This window comes from Streptococcus halitosis, from assembly GCF_027691175.1.
GTDB classification, from domain to species: Bacteria; Bacillota; Bacilli; order Lactobacillales; family Streptococcaceae; genus Streptococcus; species Streptococcus halitosis_A.
Genome location: NZ_JAQFBD010000003.1, coordinates 1 through 19,622, shown reverse-complemented (window position 1 = coordinate 19,622; position 19,622 = coordinate 1). Strand labels below are relative to the sequence as shown.

Annotated in this window: 24 protein-coding genes and 1 pseudogene; 20 read left to right on the top strand and 5 right to left on the bottom strand. The window is 41.4% G+C overall.

What is annotated here, in order from left to right; genetic code table 11:
- The first annotated feature begins 86 nt into the window (after positions 1-86).
- Complete coding sequence (locus tag PG086_RS07775) at positions 87-344, top strand: metal-sensitive transcriptional regulator (RefSeq protein WP_000185161.1); 258 nt, start codon at positions 87-89, stop codon at positions 342-344.
- A 305-nt stretch (positions 345-649) separates the two neighbouring features.
- Here the strand turns inward: PG086_RS07775 and PG086_RS07770 are convergent, their stop codons facing one another.
- The 3 genes from PG086_RS07770 to PG086_RS07760 are packed head-to-tail and all read right to left on the bottom strand — an operon-like array spanning position 650 to position 2,917.
- Positions 650-946, bottom strand: coding sequence for a rhodanese-like domain-containing protein (locus PG086_RS07770; RefSeq protein ID WP_270748476.1), 297 nt, complete (start codon positions 944-946; stop codon positions 650-652).
- Entirely contained in the window at positions 936-2,591 is a 1,656-nt protein-coding gene (locus PG086_RS07765) for an FAD-dependent oxidoreductase (protein ID WP_270748473.1), read from the bottom strand. Before PG086_RS07765 ends, PG086_RS07770 begins: the two co-directional genes overlap by 11 nt.
- Positions 2,592-2,611: 20 nt before the next feature.
- Complete coding sequence (locus PG086_RS07760) at positions 2,612-2,917, bottom strand: rhodanese-like domain-containing protein (RefSeq protein ID WP_038804267.1); 306 nt, start codon at positions 2,915-2,917, stop codon at positions 2,612-2,614.
- Between the two features lie 176 nt (positions 2,918-3,093).
- Here PG086_RS07760 and PG086_RS07755 point away from each other — a divergent pair, with 176 nt between their 5' ends.
- On the top strand, positions 3,094-3,657 hold the full coding sequence (locus PG086_RS07755; RefSeq protein WP_270748471.1) for a sugar O-acetyltransferase: 564 nt from the start codon (positions 3,094-3,096) through the stop codon (positions 3,655-3,657).
- A 285-nt stretch (positions 3,658-3,942) separates the two neighbouring features.
- On the top strand, positions 3,943-5,190 hold the full coding sequence (locus PG086_RS07750) for a carbohydrate-binding domain-containing protein (protein ID WP_270748469.1): 1,248 nt from the start codon (positions 3,943-3,945) through the stop codon (positions 5,188-5,190).
- 120 nt (positions 5,191-5,310) lie between these two features.
- Here the strand turns inward: PG086_RS07750 and PG086_RS07745 are convergent, their stop codons facing one another.
- Positions 5,311-5,865 (bottom strand): hypothetical protein, encoded by a 555-nt coding sequence (locus PG086_RS07745; protein ID WP_231869998.1) that lies wholly within the window; start codon positions 5,863-5,865, stop codon positions 5,311-5,313.
- 422 nt (positions 5,866-6,287) lie between these two features.
- Between PG086_RS07745 and PG086_RS07740 the strand changes: the two genes are divergently transcribed.
- From PG086_RS07740 to PG086_RS07665, 16 genes are all read left to right on the top strand, one after another.
- Complete coding sequence (locus PG086_RS07740; RefSeq protein ID WP_270748467.1) at positions 6,288-7,004, top strand: ABC transporter ATP-binding protein; 717 nt, start codon at positions 6,288-6,290, stop codon at positions 7,002-7,004.
- Position 7,005: 1 nt separating this feature from the next.
- Positions 7,006-8,088: an ABC transporter permease gene (locus PG086_RS07735; protein WP_270748466.1), complete on the top strand. Its 1,083-nt coding sequence runs from the start codon at positions 7,006-7,008 to the stop codon at positions 8,086-8,088.
- A 39-nt stretch (positions 8,089-8,127) separates the two neighbouring features.
- Positions 8,128-8,751 (top strand): TetR/AcrR family transcriptional regulator, encoded by a 624-nt coding sequence (locus PG086_RS07730; RefSeq protein ID WP_033606292.1) that lies wholly within the window; start codon positions 8,128-8,130, stop codon positions 8,749-8,751.
- Positions 8,752-9,035: 284 nt separating this feature from the next.
- Positions 9,036-9,800 carry a nucleoside phosphorylase gene (locus tag PG086_RS07725; protein WP_270748464.1) on the top strand — a complete coding sequence of 255 codons (765 nt, stop codon included), beginning with the start codon at positions 9,036-9,038 and terminating at the stop codon, positions 9,798-9,800.
- A gap of 33 nt (positions 9,801-9,833) precedes the next feature.
- Entirely contained in the window at positions 9,834-11,213 is a 1,380-nt protein-coding gene (locus PG086_RS07720) for a TrkH family potassium uptake protein (protein WP_033606291.1), read from the top strand.
- A 13-nt stretch (positions 11,214-11,226) separates the two neighbouring features.
- Complete coding sequence (locus PG086_RS07715) at positions 11,227-11,892, top strand: potassium channel family protein (protein ID WP_001283890.1); 666 nt, start codon at positions 11,227-11,229, stop codon at positions 11,890-11,892.
- Between the two features lie 157 nt (positions 11,893-12,049).
- Positions 12,050-14,170, top strand: coding sequence for an SSURE domain-containing protein (locus PG086_RS07710; protein WP_270748462.1), 2,121 nt, complete (start codon positions 12,050-12,052; stop codon positions 14,168-14,170).
- Positions 14,171-14,250: 80 nt separating this feature from the next.
- Positions 14,251-14,949, top strand: coding sequence for a response regulator transcription factor (locus PG086_RS07705; protein WP_049506218.1), 699 nt, complete (start codon positions 14,251-14,253; stop codon positions 14,947-14,949).
- Positions 14,946-15,980, top strand: a complete 1,035-nt coding sequence (locus PG086_RS07700; protein ID WP_000769387.1) for a sensor histidine kinase — start codon at positions 14,946-14,948, stop codon at positions 15,978-15,980. The genes PG086_RS07705 and PG086_RS07700 overlap by 4 nt, the downstream gene beginning before the upstream one ends.
- Before the next feature lie 201 nt (positions 15,981-16,181).
- Positions 16,182-16,793 carry a 30S ribosomal protein S4 gene (gene rpsD / locus PG086_RS07695; RefSeq protein WP_000092756.1) on the top strand — a complete coding sequence of 204 codons (612 nt, stop codon included), beginning with the start codon at positions 16,182-16,184 and terminating at the stop codon, positions 16,791-16,793.
- A gap of 617 nt (positions 16,794-17,410) precedes the next feature.
- Positions 17,411-17,593, top strand: coding sequence for a hypothetical protein (locus PG086_RS07690; RefSeq protein WP_000780387.1), 183 nt, complete (start codon positions 17,411-17,413; stop codon positions 17,591-17,593).
- 75 nt (positions 17,594-17,668) lie between these two features.
- Complete coding sequence (locus PG086_RS07685) at positions 17,669-17,884, top strand: hypothetical protein (RefSeq protein ID WP_000043341.1); 216 nt, start codon at positions 17,669-17,671, stop codon at positions 17,882-17,884.
- A gap of 72 nt (positions 17,885-17,956) precedes the next feature.
- Positions 17,957-18,184, top strand: a complete 228-nt coding sequence (locus tag PG086_RS07680) for a hypothetical protein (protein WP_009013763.1) — start codon at positions 17,957-17,959, stop codon at positions 18,182-18,184.
- A gap of 113 nt (positions 18,185-18,297) precedes the next feature.
- Positions 18,298-18,585: a hypothetical protein gene (locus PG086_RS07675; protein WP_000542381.1), complete on the top strand. Its 288-nt coding sequence runs from the start codon at positions 18,298-18,300 to the stop codon at positions 18,583-18,585.
- Complete coding sequence (locus PG086_RS07670; RefSeq protein WP_000177340.1) at positions 18,586-18,777, top strand: hypothetical protein; 192 nt, start codon at positions 18,586-18,588, stop codon at positions 18,775-18,777.
- A gap of 66 nt (positions 18,778-18,843) precedes the next feature.
- Positions 18,844-19,056: a hypothetical protein gene (locus tag PG086_RS07665; RefSeq protein WP_000710706.1), complete on the top strand. Its 213-nt coding sequence runs from the start codon at positions 18,844-18,846 to the stop codon at positions 19,054-19,056.
- 286 nt (positions 19,057-19,342) lie between these two features.
- Here the strand turns inward: PG086_RS07665 and PG086_RS09705 are convergent, their stop codons facing one another.
- Positions 19,343-19,528: a hypothetical protein gene (locus PG086_RS09705; RefSeq protein WP_009013804.1), complete on the bottom strand. Its 186-nt coding sequence runs from the start codon at positions 19,526-19,528 to the stop codon at positions 19,343-19,345.
- 28 nt (positions 19,529-19,556) lie between these two features.
- Here PG086_RS09705 and PG086_RS07660 point away from each other — a divergent pair.
- Positions 19,557-19,622 (top strand): annotated as a pseudogene (locus PG086_RS07660) (cadmium transporter); the annotation flags it as partial.

Sequence of the window (19,622 nt, the reverse complement as noted above, 5' to 3'; positions counted from 1 at the left end):
GTTCCTACAAAGACAGATGGGATGAGAATTTTGACAAAGCCCCTTATTCGAGATATAATGAAGAAAAATCGAGCAAGGAAAAAGAAATGACAAACTCAAAGTATATAACACGCTTGAAACGTTCAGAGGGCCAGTTGCGTGGGATTCAAAAGATGATAGAAGAAGATCGTGACTGCGCTGATATTGTGACGCAATTGACAGCAGTGAAATCGAGTGTTGAGCGCGTGATTGAGATGATGATTACGGAAAATCTCACCGCCTGCATCAACCAACCACTAGATGATCCCGAGGCTCAAAAGGAACGCCTAGAAAAGGCCATCCGATACTTGATTAAACGGAAATAAATTAATGTTTTGAGATGAAAGTTGCAAAGATCTCTACTATTAGGATAGTTTAATGTGAATCAAGCGAGGCTGGAAAAAGTCTTTAAAATTAAAAAACGCATACTATCAGGTGTTGAAAAGCCTTGATAGTATGCGTTTTATTGTGGGGAGATTTATACTCTTCGAAAATCAAATTCAAACCACATCAGCTTCACCTTGCCGTACTCAAGTACAGCCTGCAGCTAGCTTCCTAGTTTGCACTTTGATTTTCATTGAGTATTACTTCATTTTCTCCTGAAATTGAGTTGTTGCTCAGCTTCTTTTGCTTATTCTACTTGCCCAGGCCAAGCATTCATACCACCTTCTACATTGGTAACGGTGAGGCCTTGAGCTCTAAGAAATTGACAGGCAGATGCAGAACGTACTCCACCTTGACAGATAACATGGTATGCATGGTCAGGATTGAGTTCTTTATAGCCTTGCTCCAAGCTACTTAACGGAAGATTTTTTGCACCTGGCGCATGTCCTGCTTGGAATTCATGTATTTCACGTACATCAATAAGATTTAGATTTTCATGTTGGTATTTTTCATAAAAGTCAGCCATGCTGATACTAGTTTCCATATTCAACTCCTTCTGGGTTAGCCATTTTGTATAGTGAATAAGCGCCGTCAAGGTTTTGGACGGTAAATTCTGCTTGCTTGAGGATACGCTCTGCGATATAGCTGCGCAAACCACTGTGGCAGCTAACGATGTAGGCTTGGTTCTTGTCCAGTTCATCCAAGCGTTCCCGTAGTTCGTTTAGGGGGATATGAATGGTATCGACTTTGAGTCGACCACTCTGGAATTCGCCACTTGTCCGTACATCTAGGAATTTCTTACCAGCAGCCAGTTCGTCTTCGAGCTGGTACCATTGAATATTGTCGCTTAAACCCTCAATTAGGTTCAAGGCCGCGTAGCCCAGCATATTGACGGGATCCTTGGCAGAGCCAAATGGTGGCGCATAGGTAAACTCTAACTCTGGTAAGTCAAAGACGGTGAGATTTCCCTTGATAGCAGTTGCTAGGATATCAATTCGCTTGTCAACACCTTTCTTCCCAACTCCTTGGGCACCATAGATTTTTCCAGTGGTTGGGTCAAAGAGGAGCTTCAAGGTCATATCAGTAGCGCCTGGATAATAACCAGCGTGGTCTTTTCCACTGACATGAAGCGCCTTGTAAGGAAGTTGATTCATGCGAAGGATACGTTCGCTGAGACCAGTCGAAGCGGCTGTCATATCAAAGGCACGGACGATAGCAGTGCCGATACTGCCCTTATTTGTACGTCCTAGTCCTGCGATGACGTCCGCCACTTGGCGTCCTTGTCGATTGGCAGGAGAAGCGAGAGAGATGAGAGCGTCTTGGCCTGTGATTTCTTGCTTGACGACGATGGCATCCCCAACTGCAAAAATATCTTTTTGACTGGTTTCGTAATGTTCATTGACCAGGATACCACCACGAAGTCCCAGTTCAATCCCCGCAGCTTTTGCCAGTCCGTTTTCAGGTTCAACACCGACAGAAAGGATGGTGAGGTCGGAAGCGATCTTTTGACCGTTTTCGAGAACGATGACTTTTCCTTGGTCTTCAAAGCGAGTTGCAGACTGGGAAGTGATAACGCGGACACCATTTGCCAGCAATTCTGCTTGGACAAAGGCCGCCATTTCGTGATCTAATGGTGGCAAGACATGAGGTGCTTTCTCCACGATGGTGACTTGCAATCCTCGTTTCGCCAGGTTTTCAGCCATTTCAAGCCCGATAAAGCCTGCACCGATAACGACAGCTTCTTTTGGATGATTGTCCAAGGCCGCCATAATCTCGTCGAGATCGGGAACATTGCGGAGTGTGAAGGCATTCTCGGCCTCTGCCAGCCCTTCAATAGCAGGAACAAACGGTTTAGCTCCTGGAGAGAGGATCAGCTTGTCGTAGCTTTCTGTGAATTCCTGCCCATCGTGCCGCACCGTCACAGTGTGTTCTTCTGGTGAAATCTGGATGACCTCGTGAAATGGTCGCACATCGAGATTAAAGCGTGCCTTGAGACTTTCAGGAGTTTGAACCAATAAACTATCACGGTTTGCAATTTCTCCTGAAACATAGTAAGGAAGTCCACAGTTTGCAAAGGAAACAAAGGGACCTTTCTCAAAAATAGTGATTTCAGCGTCTTCCATGAGACGTCTGAGGCGGGTTGCTGCTGACATACCGCCTGCAACTCCTCCGACAATGATAATTTTCATTGACTTTCTCCTTTATACTTCTAGATGACCTTGCCTGTCCAAGCGCTCATACCGCCTCGGACATTGATGACATCGTAGCCTTTTTTCTTAAGCTTTTTAGCAGCTAGTTTGCTTCGTACACCTGAATGACAAATGACATAAAGTGTTTCTTTTGTCGCAGGTGTGTAGGAACCAATTTCAGTTAGAGGGACATTCTTGGCGTTTTTAATATGACCTCTACGGAATTCCATAGGCGTCCGAACATCCAATAGCTGAATCGGTTCTCTGAGTTTAGCTTCTAACTCGCTGGTAGAAATACTGTCAATTTTTGTAAATAAGTGAAACATAGGCACCTCCAAATATACCCTTATGGGGTATATTAAACCATGAAGTCAAGATTTTGTCAAGCAAGTTGTTTTGACTTGGGAGAGGGCTTGGTTTTGAGAGTTTAGAAAGCAAGCTATTCTTGACCTTTCAAAGTCTTTTTGATATGATGGCCTCAAACTAAGTGTGAGGTGCTAAGATGACCAGTGAATACCAGAAAATGATAGCAGGGGAGCCTTACCGTCCGTCGGACCCAGAGTTGCGTGCCTTGGCGCAGGCTTCTCGCCAAAAACAGGCTGCCTTTAACCGAGAAGAAGATCCCTTGAAGGGTGCGGAGATTATCAAGACTTGGTTTGGTTCAACTGGGCAAAATCTTTATATCAATCCACGCTTGGTGGTCGATTATGGAGTCAATATCCATCTAGGGGAAAATTTTTATTCTAATTGGAACTTGACTATGCTGGATGTTTGTCCGATTCGCATCGGGGACAACGCTATGCTTGGCCCCAACTGTCAGTTTTTACCCCCCCTCCATCCACTGGATCCTCATGAACGCAATTCAGGGGTCGAATACGGCAAGCCTATCACCATTGGAGATAATTTCTGGGCTGGAGGTGGCGTCATTGTCCTTCCCGGGGTGACACTGGGAAATAATGTCGTTGCAGGAGCAGGGGCCGTGATCACCAAGTCATTTGGAGACAATGTCGTCCTAGCTGGCAATCCTGCGCGTGTTATCAAGGAAATCCCAGTAAAAGAAAACTAAAAAGAACAGCCTCGGCTGTTCTTTTTATGAGTTTTGGTCTTATAAATTTTTCTTCTTTTTGGCTTTCTTGGTCAAGGAAACATCGCACTGAGGGATGTTGGTTTTAAAAACTTATTAAAGGTAGTCTAGAGTTCAAAAATTGTTTTTAGCAGTCCTTTTTAAAAAAATACTAGGCGAAATCTAATCCAAACTGAATTTAAGGAAACTTTCAGAAAAGTTTTAGTTTCGTTTCAGAAATCTTCTGTAGACTGTCTAGCTATATCATACGAAGGAGAGGAAAAAGGTATGAAATCAAAAAAATGGACCCTACTCGCAACGAGTTTAACGGCAATGGTGCTGCTGGCAGCATGTGCCCAGTCAACAACTACATCCAATACCAATGCAACGACAAATAGTGCAACAACAACTTCAACAAAGGCAAACCAATCTTCCTATTTTACAGAGAAGGACTATGATACTTCTTATGATGAAAGCACAGCTTCTAAGATTGAGTTATCTGGCTCATCAGCAAACGTCTCTGGAGATGGGGTGACAGTCTCTGAATCAACAGTGACCATCACAAAATCTGGAACCTATGTAATTTCAGGTCAGTCTGACGGAGTGCAGATCAAGGTCGAGGCAGATAAGTCTGCAGATGTTCACCTAGTCCTAAAAGGCGCGACCATGACCAATACCAATGCAACGATTTCTGCGACATCAGCTGGTCATGTCTACCTAACTCTAGCAGAGGGAACCATCAACAGTCTCTCTGGCTCAAGCTCTAACAGCGACGAAAAAGCAGATGCAGCTCTCTTTTCTAAGGTAGATTTGACCATAGACGGGAAAGGAACTCTCAATGTAGATGGCAAGAAAAACAATGGTATTAAGGCTAATGACACTCTCCACATCACGGGTGGAACCTATAACATCACAGCAGTTGGCGATGCCTTTAATGTCAATGATGAACTCAACATCACTGGTACGACCATGATCATTGATGCTAAAGAAGACGGAGTCAAGGTGGATAATGATGAGGATACTTCAGTCGGAACCATGTACCTATCTAATAACAACATCACCGTTACAGCAGGAGATGATGGCATCCACGCTTCTGGAGACCTCGTCATCGATAGTGGGACCTACACCGTCAAGAATTCGACAGAAGGACTTGAAGGTAAGTCCATCACTATCAACGGTGGGGACATTACCATCTATTCGACAGATGATGGAGTCAATGCAGCTAATAAAAACGCCCAACAAAGTGAGATTTTCTTTACCATGAACGGTGGTAACCTGACAGTAGAAGTTGGTCAAGGGGATACAGACCCAATTGACTCAAACGGCAATATCACGGTCACAGGCGGAACCATTAAAATGACTGGTCAGACAGGTTTTGACTTTGATGGAACTGCGACCTACACAGGTGGAGATATCTACCTCAACGGCGAAAAACAAACGGAAATCGTCAACTCTATGCCTGGAGGCGGTGGACCAAATGGAGGCCCTCAAGGAAATGGTGGTCCTGGCGGTCCAGCCCCTGGTGGACAAGGATAAATAAAAAAGGATAGCATTCTAAGAGCAATGTTATCCTTTTTGTATCGTAGATTCATATTTTATGAGTGGTTTTATAATCGTAGCTTTCAAAGGCTAAATTGTTAAGTCTCCCGTTTTTGTTTACTTAAATTTCTTGAATTTTAAGAGAGTATTGAGTAGTTTTCCCCTAAATGTTTTGTTTTGATAGGCGATTGCGAGGGAATTGAAAAATTCAACTGCTAGGTGTTCGTGGTGACCGAGTACCATCTCGCTTGGAGCTGCTTCTGGGGAAAAGACACCTAATTTGATGCGAAGTCTACCTTTTTTCATCTTGAACTGGTGCATGCCATACATCTTGATATCAAGGCTTGGATCGGACATGAGAGTAGCTGTATCACCTGCCATAGAAATTTTTGTATCAGCATCAGGAATGACTGGTTTTTCAGCATCTAGACTGATAAAGATTTTTTGATAAGTTGGTTGTCCGTACTCTCCAATCAACTTCATCACTTCCTGTCCACCGTGCACCCCAGCAAATATAAAATGTTCAGGGTGAATTTTAAAAGGGAGCGCTTCGTCGCCCATTTTATTTAGCTCTTGGTTGAAGGCGAAGAAGTTTCCCAAAGTCAATCCATCCACGTAAGCAGCTTGTAGGTTACGTCCCTTAACCGAATTCTTAGAAATGCCATGCCGCATTTGGTCTGATTCTGCTAGACGGTCAGCGTAGAGTTCGAGGATTTTTTGACTTCCAAGGGCTAATTTGGTTTCAATTAGGTCTTGAAAATTTCTTAGTCTGTTTCATATAAAAATGAGTAAAATGAATTCCCATTACCAAGGTCATTAGAGTTGCGATAGCAATGACGATGGTTGGATTAGCCGAGAAAAGTAGAGGAAAAATAGGCCTTTAAAAAGTGGACAGGAAAGACCATTTCGGAGTATAGAGAGGAAGTTCAAAAACATTTTTAGAAATAAGACATGTGCATTATAAACATCAGATAATAATATCTGGTGCTTTATTTTTTAAAGAATTTCAACTTTTTTCTTGACAAGTGAGTAAGCACTCACTATAATAGGTTCATATTTAGTAAGTGAGTAATCACTCACAAAGGAGGAAGCAAATGAAAACATTACTACATTTACAAGATTTAGTAAAATCTTTTGACCATCAAATAGTTCTGGATCATGTCAGCTTTGAATTGCAGACAGGAGAAATTATAGGTTTAATTGGTCCGTCTGGTGCTGGTAAATCAACTATGATTAAGACCACGTTAGGAATGGAAAAGGTTGATGGAGGCGTAGCTTTAGTGTTAAACCACGCTATGCCTAATCGCCATATTTTAGGAGATATTGGTTATATGGCCCAGTCAGATGCCTTATATGAAGCCTTGTCAGGTCAAGAAAATCTGGAATTTTTTGGTCAGCTAAAGGGGCTTTCTAAAAAAGACCTAAAGGAGAAAATTGCTCATATAGCTCAAGTAGTGGATCTGACAGAGCATTTGAATAAAACGGTATCCGGTTATTCTGGAGGAATGAAGCGACGCTTGTCTTTAGCCATCGCGCTTCTGGGGAATCCTCAGCTCTTGATTTTGGACGAACCGACAGTTGGAATTGACCCTTCTCTTCGGAAGAAAATCTGGAAAGAATTATTCGCGCTTAGAGACAATGGGGTTGGGATATTAGTTACCACCCATGTTATGGATGAGGCGGAGTTAACGGATAAGGTCGGCTTATTATTAGGTGGAAAAATCATTGCTTTTGATACACCGCAACACTTAAAAGAAAGTTATCAAGTTTCAAGTATTGAAGAAGTATTTTTGAAAGCAGAAGGAGAGTAAGATGAGAACCATTGCTATTGCTAAAAAAGTTATCAAAGAATTGCTTCGTGATAAACGAACCTTGGCTATGATGTTTGTAGCGCCGGTATTTATTATGTGGCTGATGAACCTCATGTTTTCAGCTAGTACAACCGTGAATGTCAAGTTAGCGACACAAGATCTACCAACTGGTTTGGTAACGAAAATGGATGAGCTCGATCATGTGGACGTCGAGACTTATCAAGACTTAGATCAAGCCAAAGAAGCGCTAGCAAATGAAAAAGTCGATGCTGTGATTTCTTATAAAAACGGTGAGTACCAGGTCGACTACGCAAACACAGACGCCTCCAAAACATCTATGATACGACAAGTGTTACGAACGAGTATCGCCAGTGAAGGCACCGATCAGTTACTATCTCGTGTTAAACAAGCTCTTCCACAATTGGACTCGGACGCAAAAACACCAGAAATCAAGGAGTCTTACCAGTATGGAGATGAAAATACAAGCTTCTTTACCAGTATGATTCCGGTTTTGATAGGTTTTGTAGTTTTCTTCTTTGTCTTTTTGATTTCAGGTATGGCGCTTTTGAAAGAGCGCACCAGTGGAACACTAGAACGTTTGTTAGCAACACCAGTGAAACGATCCGAAATCGTCTATGGCTATATGTTGTCTTACGGTATTATTGCGATTTTTCAAACGGCAGTTGTCGTTTTAGCAGCAATCTGGCTACTAGATGTAGAAGTTGTAGGAAGTATTTTAAATGTTATAATAGTTAATGTGGTACTTGCTCTTGTAGCACTAGCTTTTGGAATTCTCTTGTCTACTCTAGCAAAATCAGAATTCCAAATGATGCAATTTATTCCTCTCGTGATTATGCCTCAACTCTTTTTCTCAGGGATTATTCCATTGTCATCCATGGGAGAATGGGCTCCAACTGTGGGGAAATTTTTGCCATTAACCTATTCTGGTGATGCAATAAGCCAGATTATTCTTTACGGACACAATCTTGGTGATATTTTGCCAAATCTTGGTGTTTTAATGATTTTCTTGATCATTTTAACAATTCTCAATATTGTTGGATTGCGTCGTTATCGTAAAGTTTAGAAATTAACATAAATAATACTAAAAAGGTGTGAAGATTAGATGGATAAGACTGTTTTTGAATCGTTTGAAGATTACTTAGAAGAAGCGAATTACCCTCAAGGAAAGAAAAAAATTATGCAGGCAGCAGTGGACCTCATATCAACTAGGAGTTACCATGGGACCTCAACTCTTCACATAGCTGAGCGTGCTGGACTAAGCCAGGCAACTTTGTTTAAGTATTTTAAGACGAAGGATGATCTACTGACGGCTATTTTACATCCTGTAGTCCCAGGCATTTTCGGTAGTTTTTTTGAGGAACTCTTAGCTTTTGAAACGACAGAAGAGAGGGTTCGTTATCTCGTCCACGATCGTATGAGCTATCTCAAAAAAAATCGTGCTTTGATGAAAATCATTCTGCAGGAGAGTTTTTCAAATAAGAAACTAAAAAATGAACAGATTTTTATCTGGAATGCTATTCAAGATAAACTTCGAGTGCTTCATAAAGAATTGCTAGCAGATCCACGTGTAAATCCAGAGTTAACGATTCCTCAAATGGTTCGTATTTGTGTTGGTCCATTGTTGGCTTACTTCGCTCAGCTTTATATCGTTAGCGACAATGGAGAAATAAATGAAGAAGACTTAGACTTATTAGAAAAACAGATTTTAGGTGCTTTGTGGAAATAGAGTAGGCCTAGACAAAATGGAGGCTAGATTCTATTGGTTTGGCTTCTTGCACAAGATAATATAAAAGGGTATATATTGTCTGATGCAGATTCGTGCTTTTTTATTATTGAATTTGCTATTTTGGTGATAGTCCTCAATCACTTTACTAAAACAGAAACCGACCTCTCCAGCAGAGCAACGATTTCTTAAATGTATGGAAGAGGAGTTTTCTGGCTTGCTAAAGACAACTCCTTGACACTCCGTCAGCTTTTGATACAATAGTACAAAATTAGAGGAGGTGGGCTATGATTCAGAAACATGCGATTCCCATTTTGGAGTTTGATGACAATCCCCAAGCGGTCCTTATGCCAACACATGAGGGATTGGACTTAAAGTTGCCAAAGAAGTGTATCTATGCGTTTTTGGAGGAGGAGATTGACCGCTATGCTCAGGAAGTAGGAGCGGACTGTATTGGTGAGTTCGTTTCGGCCACCAAGACTTATCCAGTCTATGTCGTCAACTACAAAGGCGAGGAGATCTGTCTGGCCCAGGCGCCCGTGGGCTCTGCTCCAGCGGCCCAGTTTATGGATTGGTTGATTGGCTATGGCGTGGAGCAAATCATTTCCACTGGAACCTGTGGCGTCCTAGCCGATATAGAGGAAAATGCCTTTCTCGTCCCTGTTCGGGCTCTGCGAGATGAGGGAACCAGCTACCACTATGTAGCACCTTCTCGTTATATGGAGATGCAGATTAAGGTTATCTCTGCCATTGAGCAAGTCTTGGAACAAAGAGGCATTCCTTATGAGGAAGTTATGACCTGGACGACAGATGGTTTTTACCGAGAGACAGCTGAAAAGGTTGCCTATCGCAAGGAAGAAGGTTGTGCTGTTGTGGAGATGGAGTGCTCTGCTCTTGCGGCAGTAGCTCAGCTACGTGGGGTTGTCTGGGGAGAGTTACTCTTTACCGCAGATTCCTTGGCAGATCTGGACAACTACGACAGTCGTGACTGGGGCTCGGAAGCTTTTGATAAGGCGCTCGAACTCTGTCTTGCTATTGTGCACCACATGTGAGTGTTCTTACTGTTTTTATGGTAGAATGTAGTTATGTTATTCAAATCTTTTTTGGAAAAAATCAAGACGATGCTGGTTCGATTATCACCAGCTCGTCGCATCTTTTTAAGTTTTGCCTTAGTTATCTTCTTGGGCTCGCTCCTTTTAAGCCTACCCTGGGTTCAAGCAGCAACGTCACAAGCGACCTACTTTGACCATCTCTTTACGACTGTGTCCATGGTCTGTGTGACAGGGCTCTTCACCCAGCCGGTGGCCTCTACTTACAATATCTGGGGCCAGTTGATTTGCATGCTGTTAATCCAGATCGGTGGTTTGGGGCTTATGACCTTTATCGGAATCTTTTATATTCAAGGGAAACAAAAGCTCAGTCTTCGTAGCCGTGAGACTATTCAAGAAAGTTTTAGTTATGGGGAAACCCAGTCCTTAAAGGACTTCATCCGCTCGATCTTTTTGACGACTTTCCTAGTAGAAGGGCTCGGTGCCTTTCTCCTGAGTTTTCGCTTCATTCCTGAATTTGGATGGGGGCGAGGGATGTTAACCTCTATCTTTTTGGCTATTTCAGCTTTCTGCAATGCTGGATTTGATAATTTTGGAAGTACGAGTTTGGCAGTCTTTCAGACGGACCCTTTGATCAATCTAGTGATTGCAGGATTGATTATAACGGGTGGTCTAGGATTTATGGTCTGGTTTGACCTAGCGACCCAGTTTGGGAAAAAGAAAAAACGCCGCCTGCGTTTCCATACCAAGTTGGTTCTCTTTTTAACGGCGGGAATTTTACTCTTTGGAACAGTATCGACTCTCTTAATTGAGTGGAACAATCCTGGAACGATTGGAAATCTCAGCGCTCCAGAGAAACTGCTGGTTAGCTTTTTCCAGACTGTCAGCATGAGAACGGCAGGTTTTGCCTCTATTGACTACACCCAGGCTCGACCGGTCACCTTGCTGATCTACATCTTGCAGATGTTTCTGGGCGGGGCGCCTGGAGGGACAGCAGGGGGACTCAAGATTACGACCTTCTTTGTCTTGTTAGCCTTCGCTCGTAGTGAACTATTGGGCTTGCCTCATGCAAATGTGGCTCGGAGAACTATTGAACCTCGAACCGTGCAAAAATCTTTCAGTGTCTTTATTATCTTCTTGCTGACTTTCTTGCTGGGCTTGATTCTATTAGGGATAACAGCAGAGGGAAATCCGCGCTTTATCTACCTCATGTTTGAGACCATTTCAGCCCTTGCGACAGTTGGGGTGACGGCGAATTTAACACCAGAGTTAGGCAAGTTAGCTCTCAGCATCGTTATGTTGTTGATGTTTATCGGCCGTATTGGCCCCTTGACACTACTGGTAAGTTTAGCAGAATACCAGCCAGACAAGAAAGATATGATTCACTATATGAAAGCAGATATCACTATCGGATAAGAAAGGAAAAACGATGTCAGATCGGACAATTGGAATTTTAGGTTTGGGAATTTTTGGGAGTAGTGTTTTGGCTGCTCTTGCCAAGCATCATATGAATATCATTGCTATTGATGACCACGAGGAGCGCATTAATCAATTTGAACCCGTGCTGGCGCGTGGGGTAGTTGGGGATATCACGGATGAAGAACTCCTTCTATCAGCGGGGATTGACACCTGCGATACCGTGGTTGTCGCAACGGGGGAAAATCTAGAATCCAGTGTTCTTGCAGTCATGCACTGTAAAAGTCTAGGGGTGCCGACCGTCATTGCCAAGGTAAAAAGTCATATGGCTAAAAAGGTACTGGAGAAAATTGGTGCGGACTCGGTCATCTCACCGGAATTTGAAATGGGGCGTTCATTAGCGCAGAGAATTCTCTTTCATAACAGCGTAGATGTCTTTCAGTTGGACAAGAATGTTTCAATTGTCGAGATGAGAATCCCTCAATCTTGGGCGGGGAAAAGTCTTAGCCAGCTAGATTTACGTGGGCGATACAATCTCAATGTACTTGGATTTCGTGACTATGAAAATTCTCCTCTAGATGTTCAATTCGGCCCCGATGACCTTTTACGGTCAGGCGCCTATATCATGGCGGTGATTAATAACCAACATTTGGATACTCTAACAGAGCTTAGTGAGTAGGAGAGGAAGGGCTGTTTTCTTCCCCAATGATTAATGAATCAATATAAGTATTTTATAAGAGGGATTTAAGAAAAATTTTAACTTTTTCTTAATCCTTTTTAATTTTAGGAGATTATACTAGAGCCATCAAATAAAGAAAAACTCTAAGGAGAATCCTATGAAATTCAATCCAAATCAGAGATATACTCGTTGGTCTATTCGCCGTCTCAGTGTCGGTGTTGCTTCAGTTGTTGTGGCTAGTGGCTTCTTTGTCCTAGTTGGTCAACCAAGTTCTGCACGTGCTGATGTCGTCAATCCGACCCCTACCCAAGTTGTGCCAGACGCTGCTTTGGTGAGTGAAAAGAGCGACTTACCAGCAGAGGTTCTCAAAAAAGCAGTCGATGTAGCTCTTCCTTCAGAACAAGCAGACTCAGCACCTAAAGCAAGCTTGGATATTACAAGCTCTTCAGAAAAAGCGGACGCAACTGCTAAAGAGCCGGCAGTAGCGCCAAAAGAAGAAGTACAAGCACAACCTGACTCTAAGAAACAAACAGAAGATGCAGTTAAACCTGTGGAAAGTCCTGCGCCTACAGTTTTTGGACAAGACCGTGAAGCTAGTGAAGCGCAACCAGCGACCACCCCAGCTGAAGTACAAAAAGGTGTGGCTGATAATACCAAAGACACAGTAGATGTTCCGGCTAGCTACCTTGACAAAGCCAATTTCCCAGGCCCATTCACAGCCGGTGTCAACCAAGTTATTCCATATGAATTCTTCGCTGGAGACGGCATGTTAACTCGCCTGATCTTGAAAGCATCCGACAAGGCTCCATGGTCAGACAACGGTTCAGCTAAAAATCCTGCTCTTCCACCAGTAGAAAAATTGGGCAAAGGCCTTTACTTCTATGAAGTGGACTTGGCAGGCACCCAAGGTAAATCTGATAAAGAGCTGCTTGACTTGTTGAAACAAAACGGCACACATAGCTATAAAGCTACCATCAAAGTGTACGGTGCAAAAGACGGCAAGCCTGACTTAACTAATCTGGTAGCAACTAAAGATTTGGATGTCAACTTGAATGGTTTGACCACCCCAGCTGAAGTCCAAAAAGGTGTGGCTGACAATACTAAAGACACAGTAGATGTTCCGGCTAGCTACCTTGACAAAGCCAATTTCCCAGGCCCATTCACAGCCGGTGTCAACCAAGTTATTCCATATGAATTCTTCGCTGGAGACGGCATGTTAACTCGCCTGATCTTGAAAGCATCCGACAAGGCTCCATGGTCAGACAACGGTTCAGCTAAAAATCCTGCTCTTCCACCAGTAGAGAAATTGGGCAAAGGCCTTTACTTCTACGAAGTGGATTTAGCAGGCACCCAAGGCAAATCAGATAAAGAGCTACTTGATCTCTTAAAACAAAATGGTACACAAAGCTATAAAGCTACTATCAAGGTGTACGGTGCAAAAGACGGCAAGCCTGACTTAACTAATCTGGTAGCGACTAAAGATTTGACTGTTAATTTGAATGGTTTGACCACACCAAATCAGGTTAAAGAGTCTGGCTTGACCACATCAAATCAGGTTAAAGACTCTGTTGCTAATAACATCAAAAATAGCATTGATGTTCCAGCTAGCTACCTTGAAAAAGCAAATGTTCCAGGTCCATTCTTGGCAGGTGTTAACCAAGTTATTCCGTACGAAGCTTTTGGTGGAGATGGTATGTTGACTCGCCTCTTGTTAAAAGCTTCAGACAAAGCCCCATGGTCAGACAACGGAACAGCTAAAAATCCTGCCCTATTGCCACTTGAAGGCTTGGCTAAAGGCCAATATTTCTACGAAGTGGATTTGAATGGCAATACGGTTGGCAAAGATGGTCAGGCCTTGCTGGATCAACTTCGAGCTAACGGAACCCATACATATCTAGCTACTGTTAAAGTCTATGGAGCTAAAGATGGCAAACCTGATTTGACCAATCTGATTGCTATTCGTCAAGTAACGATTCAGCTTCATGGAAAAGAAATGGCGACAATACCATCTCAACAAGGTCAGATGAATACGAAGCCTTCTGAAACAGGCTCTACGGGTACGACTGAGGGTATGATGGGTACAAATAACCATATGTCAGATATGAAAGTAGATCAACCAGCTTCTAGCCCAATGGCTAATATGATGGAAAAAGATGATAAAGCGATGCTACCAAATACTGGGGAAGCTAAAACAGCTACAGCTGGCCTTGGTATCTTTGGTCTAGCCTTGGCAGGTCTTGTTGGACTTTTGGGTTTGACAACCAAACGAGAAGATTAAGATTCAAATCACTTAAACATTAGGGAAAATAGTGTTATACTAAAGCAAGTATAACACTGTTTTTATCGAAGGAGTGTCAGATGAAAAAGACAATTTTGCTGGTTGATGATGAGATAGATATTCTAGATATTCAAAACCGCTATCTTATACAGGCAGGTTACGATGTTTTGGTCGCCCATGATGGTAAGGAGGGGTTAGAACTTTTCAGAAAAAAATCTATCGACCTCATTATCACAGATATCATGATGCCCAATATGGACGGTTATGATTTTATCAGTGAAGTTCAGTATATCGCTCCGGATCAACCCTTCCTCTTTACAACTGCTAAGACAAGCGAACAGGATAAGATTTATGGCTTAAGTTTGGGGGCAGATGATTTTATAGTCAAGCCCTTTAGCCCACGCGAATTGGTTTTAAGAGTGAATAATATCTTGCGTCGCCTTAGCCGTGGAGGAGAGACAGAACAGATCGAGTTTGGTGACTTGGTAATCAACCATGTGACTCATGAGGTTCGCATTGGGGATCAACCTTTGGAATTGACAGTAAAATCCTTTGAACTTCTATGGATATTAGCCAGCAATCCCGAGAGAGTCTTTTCAAAGACGGAACTTTACGAGAAGGTATGGCAGGAGGACTATGTGGATGATACCAATACACTCAATGTTCATATCCATGCTTTGAGGCAAGAGTTGACCAAGTATACAAATTCAAATGCTCCTGCTATCAAAACTGTCTGGGGTTTGGGTTATAAGATGGAAAGACCAAGAGGTAGAAAATGAAATTAAAAAACTATATTTTAGTGGGGTATCTAGTGTCGACTCTACTAACGATTTTGGTCGTTTTCTGGGCAGTCCAACGAATGTTGATCGAGAAAAGCGAAGTTTACTTTCTAGTTGGAATGACCTTGATTGCTAGTTTCATTGGCGCTGCAGTGAGCATCTTTCTCTTGTCGCCTGTTTTCTCTTCTCTGAAACATTTGAAAAAACAAGCTCAGGATATAGCAAGCAAGGATTTCAGCACAGAAATTGAAACCAAGGGACCATTAGAATTTCAAGAGCTGGGCCAGGCTTTTAATGACATGTCCCACAATTTGCAAGCCACCTTTCAATCACTTGATGAGAGCGAGCAAGAAAAGAGAATGATGATTGCGCAGCTCTCTCACGATATTAAAACTCCCATTACCTCCATTCAGGTTACTGTGGAGGGAATTCTAGATGGAGTGATTAAGGAAGAGGAGCGACTCCACTACTTAGCCACGATTGGTCGGCAAACCGAGCGTCTAAACAAGCTAGTGGAGGAATTGGATGTTCTGACTCTTAACACCCAACCTCAAGATACTGCTGATGAAGAAGTCGAAGAGGTCTTTTTAGATCAGCTGTTGATTGAGTCAATGAGTGAATTTCAACTCCAGATTGAACAAGAGGAGCGAGATGTTTACATTCAAGTATCACCTGAGTCGGCGAAAATCAAGAGCCATTCTGACAAACTTTCTCGCATTCTGGTCAATTTGTTAAACAATGCCTTTAAATATTCAGAACCAGGAACCAGAATCGAGGTTCTTGCCCAATTAACAGAACAAGAGCTGAGAATCAGTGTGAAAGACGAGGGTCAGGGAATCCTTCCTGAGGATTTGGAAAAGATCTTTAAACGACTTTATCGTGTAGAAACTTCGCGCAATATGAAGACAGGTGGACATGGATTAGGACTTGCGATTGCACGCGAACTAGCCCATCAGCTTGGTGGCGAAATCACAGCAGAAAGTCAATATGGCTTAGGAAGCAAATTTACATTCAGCCTCAATTTGAAATAAAGCTGTAAAATCCCTTTACATATCTAGCTTTTCATGGTATAATAGCCTTTGTGTGAAATAGCAGCAGGAAAGCATGAAGCTCGTCAACAGGTGTCTTATGACAAGTAACCTTGGCTGTTTAGGCGAAGGGCATCTGCACGAATCAGGGCTTTCTAAGTGACTATTTCCGCCAAATATTATTTATATCAGGAGGACATACATATGTCACGTTATACAGGACCATCTTGGAAACAAGCTCGTCGCCTTGGCCTTTCACTTACAGGTACAGGTAAAGAATTGGCACGTCGTAACTACGTACCAGGACAACACGGACCAAACAACCGTTCTAAATTGTCAGAATACGGTTTGCAATTGGCTGAAAAACAAAAACTTCGTTTCACTTACGGTGTAGGTGAAAAACAATTCCGTAACTTGTTCGTACAAGCTACAAAAATCAAAGGCGGAATCCTAGGTTTCAACTTCATGCTTCTTTTGGAACGTCGTTTGGATAACGTTGTTTACCGTCTTGGTCTTGCGACTACTCGTCGTCAAGCTCGTCAATTCGTAAACCACGGTCACATCCTTGTTGACGGAAAACGCGTTGATATCCCATCATACCGTGTAACTCCAGGTCAAGTAATCTCAGTTCGTGAAAAATCATTGAAAGTTCCAGCAATCCTTGAAGCAGTAGAAGCTACTCTTGGACGTCCAGCATTCGTATCATTCGATGCTGAAAAATTGGAAGGTTCATTGACTCGCTTGCCAGAACGCGACGAAATCAACCCAGAAATCAACGAAGCACTTGTCGTTGAATTCTACAACAAGATGCTTTAATTTTAAGAAATATCTTACAGAAAGCCTACAACAGTGGGCTTTTTGCTTTGTCTTAAAAGGTTGATTTCTGGGTTTGCTTAGATATTTGCTAGATTGATTTCATTGCTGCTTCAAAGAATGAGACGGCTTTTTTTGCGTTCTCTTTTGAGAGGTAAAAAGAAGCGTGACCCTCCCACAGCTATAGAGCTTTTAGGCGGGAAAACCACACTTCTTTCTTGAATTAATTTTACATCATTTTGACTTAAAAAACAAATAGAGGCGTCCCACCTCCTACCGCAGAAAGATCTGTTTCAAGGGGAGATGGAAAACCTCTATTCGTTAATTTAATTATAGCCTAAAAAACTTTTAAATACAAGGCTATTGAGATAGTAAGGGGGAAAAAAGAAGTAACCATCATTCCGACCACATAGTAGACAGGGGGGAACAAGATTACTTCCTTTATTTACTTAAGTATACAACATTTTTACAAGAAAGCAAAGTAGCAGGTTAGTCTAATGGGGTGCTTGTTGTACTTTAGCAAGTAAGGTGTGCTATAATGCTTTTAACAGGAACTAAAAGCCATTAGTAAATAACTAATATTGGGTCATATTGTTCCGATGTTAGAGAGAAGGAACTTAATGAAATTATGGGAATATGTTGATAAAAATGTTCGCCTTATTTTAGAAGATGGGACCTCCATCAAGGGTAGGGTGGTTGATTGGTTTGACGGTTATGATTTAGATGGTCCTGACGAAATAGTTATAGGTGATCGCTCATATCCTGAAGATATTATCAAGAAAATCAAAATTATTAGTGCTTAGTTCAACCTAGGCGATTTTATCGACTAACTATAAAAAGTATAAGAACTATCGAAAAAATAGCAGAGAGGAAAATAAATGAGTAAACAGCTTTGGAAGTATCTTCGATCAAGGGTTCAGATAGTCACTAATTGCGATAAGATAATCAAGGGACGTGTCATAGACTTTGTTGACGAAATGGACAATGATGAGCAAGATGAAATCACTATTCTCATTGCTAATCCTAGTCCAGATGAAGCTACTGAAATTTCTCTCTTTGAGAGTGAGATTGTCTCGATTAAAACAATCTCATAGGACTTAGAACAATCTAGGTGCTTTTACCTGCCTTATTTGAAAGAAAACACTATGGAAAAGGATTTAGTTTATATGGCAATATTAGATGATTTACAAGAGTTATATGACAATGGTTGGGATGCCTCTTTTGATTATAATGGTCAAGTATGTGGGATTTTTCCTAATTCTGTTCATGATATTGTAGTGGTGATTGGAGATAAGGAATACCAGGTATCATCATTCATTGATCTGATTTCTCTAAAAATTGACGATAACACTTTAGTAGAAATTATGGATGGAATTGAAGTGCAGTATTATTAAAATAAAAATCATCTTTGATGAATGAACTGCACCCCAAAAATTAGATTTTGTCTGTTAAATTTTTGGAACGTAGCTCAATATGCTACAACGTTCTTATTAGGAGGGGAAGGGTAATGGGTTATAGTCAACAAGTATTAGACATGCTCCAGCAAACAGTCAGTGGTCAGATTGATAATTTTTGGGATTTTTCCTTTACGTTTAACGCTCTTTTTGGAGAAGATGCGGAATTTTCCGAGGCTTGGGATAATGAAAACTCTGAAATGTTTGACGCTCTCAATGACTTTGAGTTGATGATATTTTTAGAGGAACATGATCCAAGCGACAAACAAGGTTTTATCGATTTCTTAACACCTTACTACGAAAAAGCAAAGCAATTAGCCAATATTGAAAGGAATATTTAAATGACACTCTGGAAATTTAACCGTACAGATGTAATTATCACGTTAAAAAATGGCGCGGTAGTTAGAGGATTTGTAGAAGACTATTGTGACGCCTCTGACAATGACGAGGAGATTGACTCCTTGCTGGTAGATGTTGATGGAACTCTTTATGAATATTTTGAAGATGAAATCGTCAGCATCATAGAAAGCTAGTAGTGGGAATAGAATCTAAGGAAAAAATCTTGTTTGTTGAGATTGTTTTAGTTGGGATGGTCCTATATGAAAAAGGATGAAATTAAAAAATATTTAGACAAAGATCTTGAATTTAATTATAATAGCCGAGGTGCTTGCTTTTTATCGAGTATATGTGTAGTTGGTTATGATTATGAAGGTCAGCAGTTTGATACAATTGATGAAGCTATGGAAGCTAAAGTATTTGACGGGAAAAGCTTAGTAGATATATGGGATGAAGTTTTTCCACAAGTTTTTTAAAATGAAAAGCACCTTTGATGAACTGCACCCCAAAAGTTAGATTTTTTCTGTCTAACTTTTGGGGTGCAGTTCAAATGTATGAGATATTTTTAGTTTTGATTTAATTTCGATATTTTTCCGGAAAATACTTATTTTTCGGAAAGTCAAGATTTTGTTATTATTTATGATATACTGGTACCGTAATTATATCCTTACAGAGGTTAAGTAAGGGTTTCAGTACACGTCAATAGATGTCAAAATATTGATTTTAAGCGATTTTTGATTTTTGGAAACTCATTATATCGCACTACAAATCAATAAAAACTCTACCTTTTACTCTACCTTTTTTAGATAAATATATCATCTGGATATTGAAGTTAAGCCCTGCTATCATTTCGATGGCAGGGCTTTTTAATGTTTGGGACACTACCTTCTTATCTATATTTTGATGGAGCTGAAGTTGACATCTACAAAGTTTAATGTTAAAATACATTCAAAAATATATTTGAATGAGGTGCTTTATGGTTCAAAATGTTGTTACTTCAATAATCCTGTATTCTGGGACAGCCGTAGACTTACTTATTATC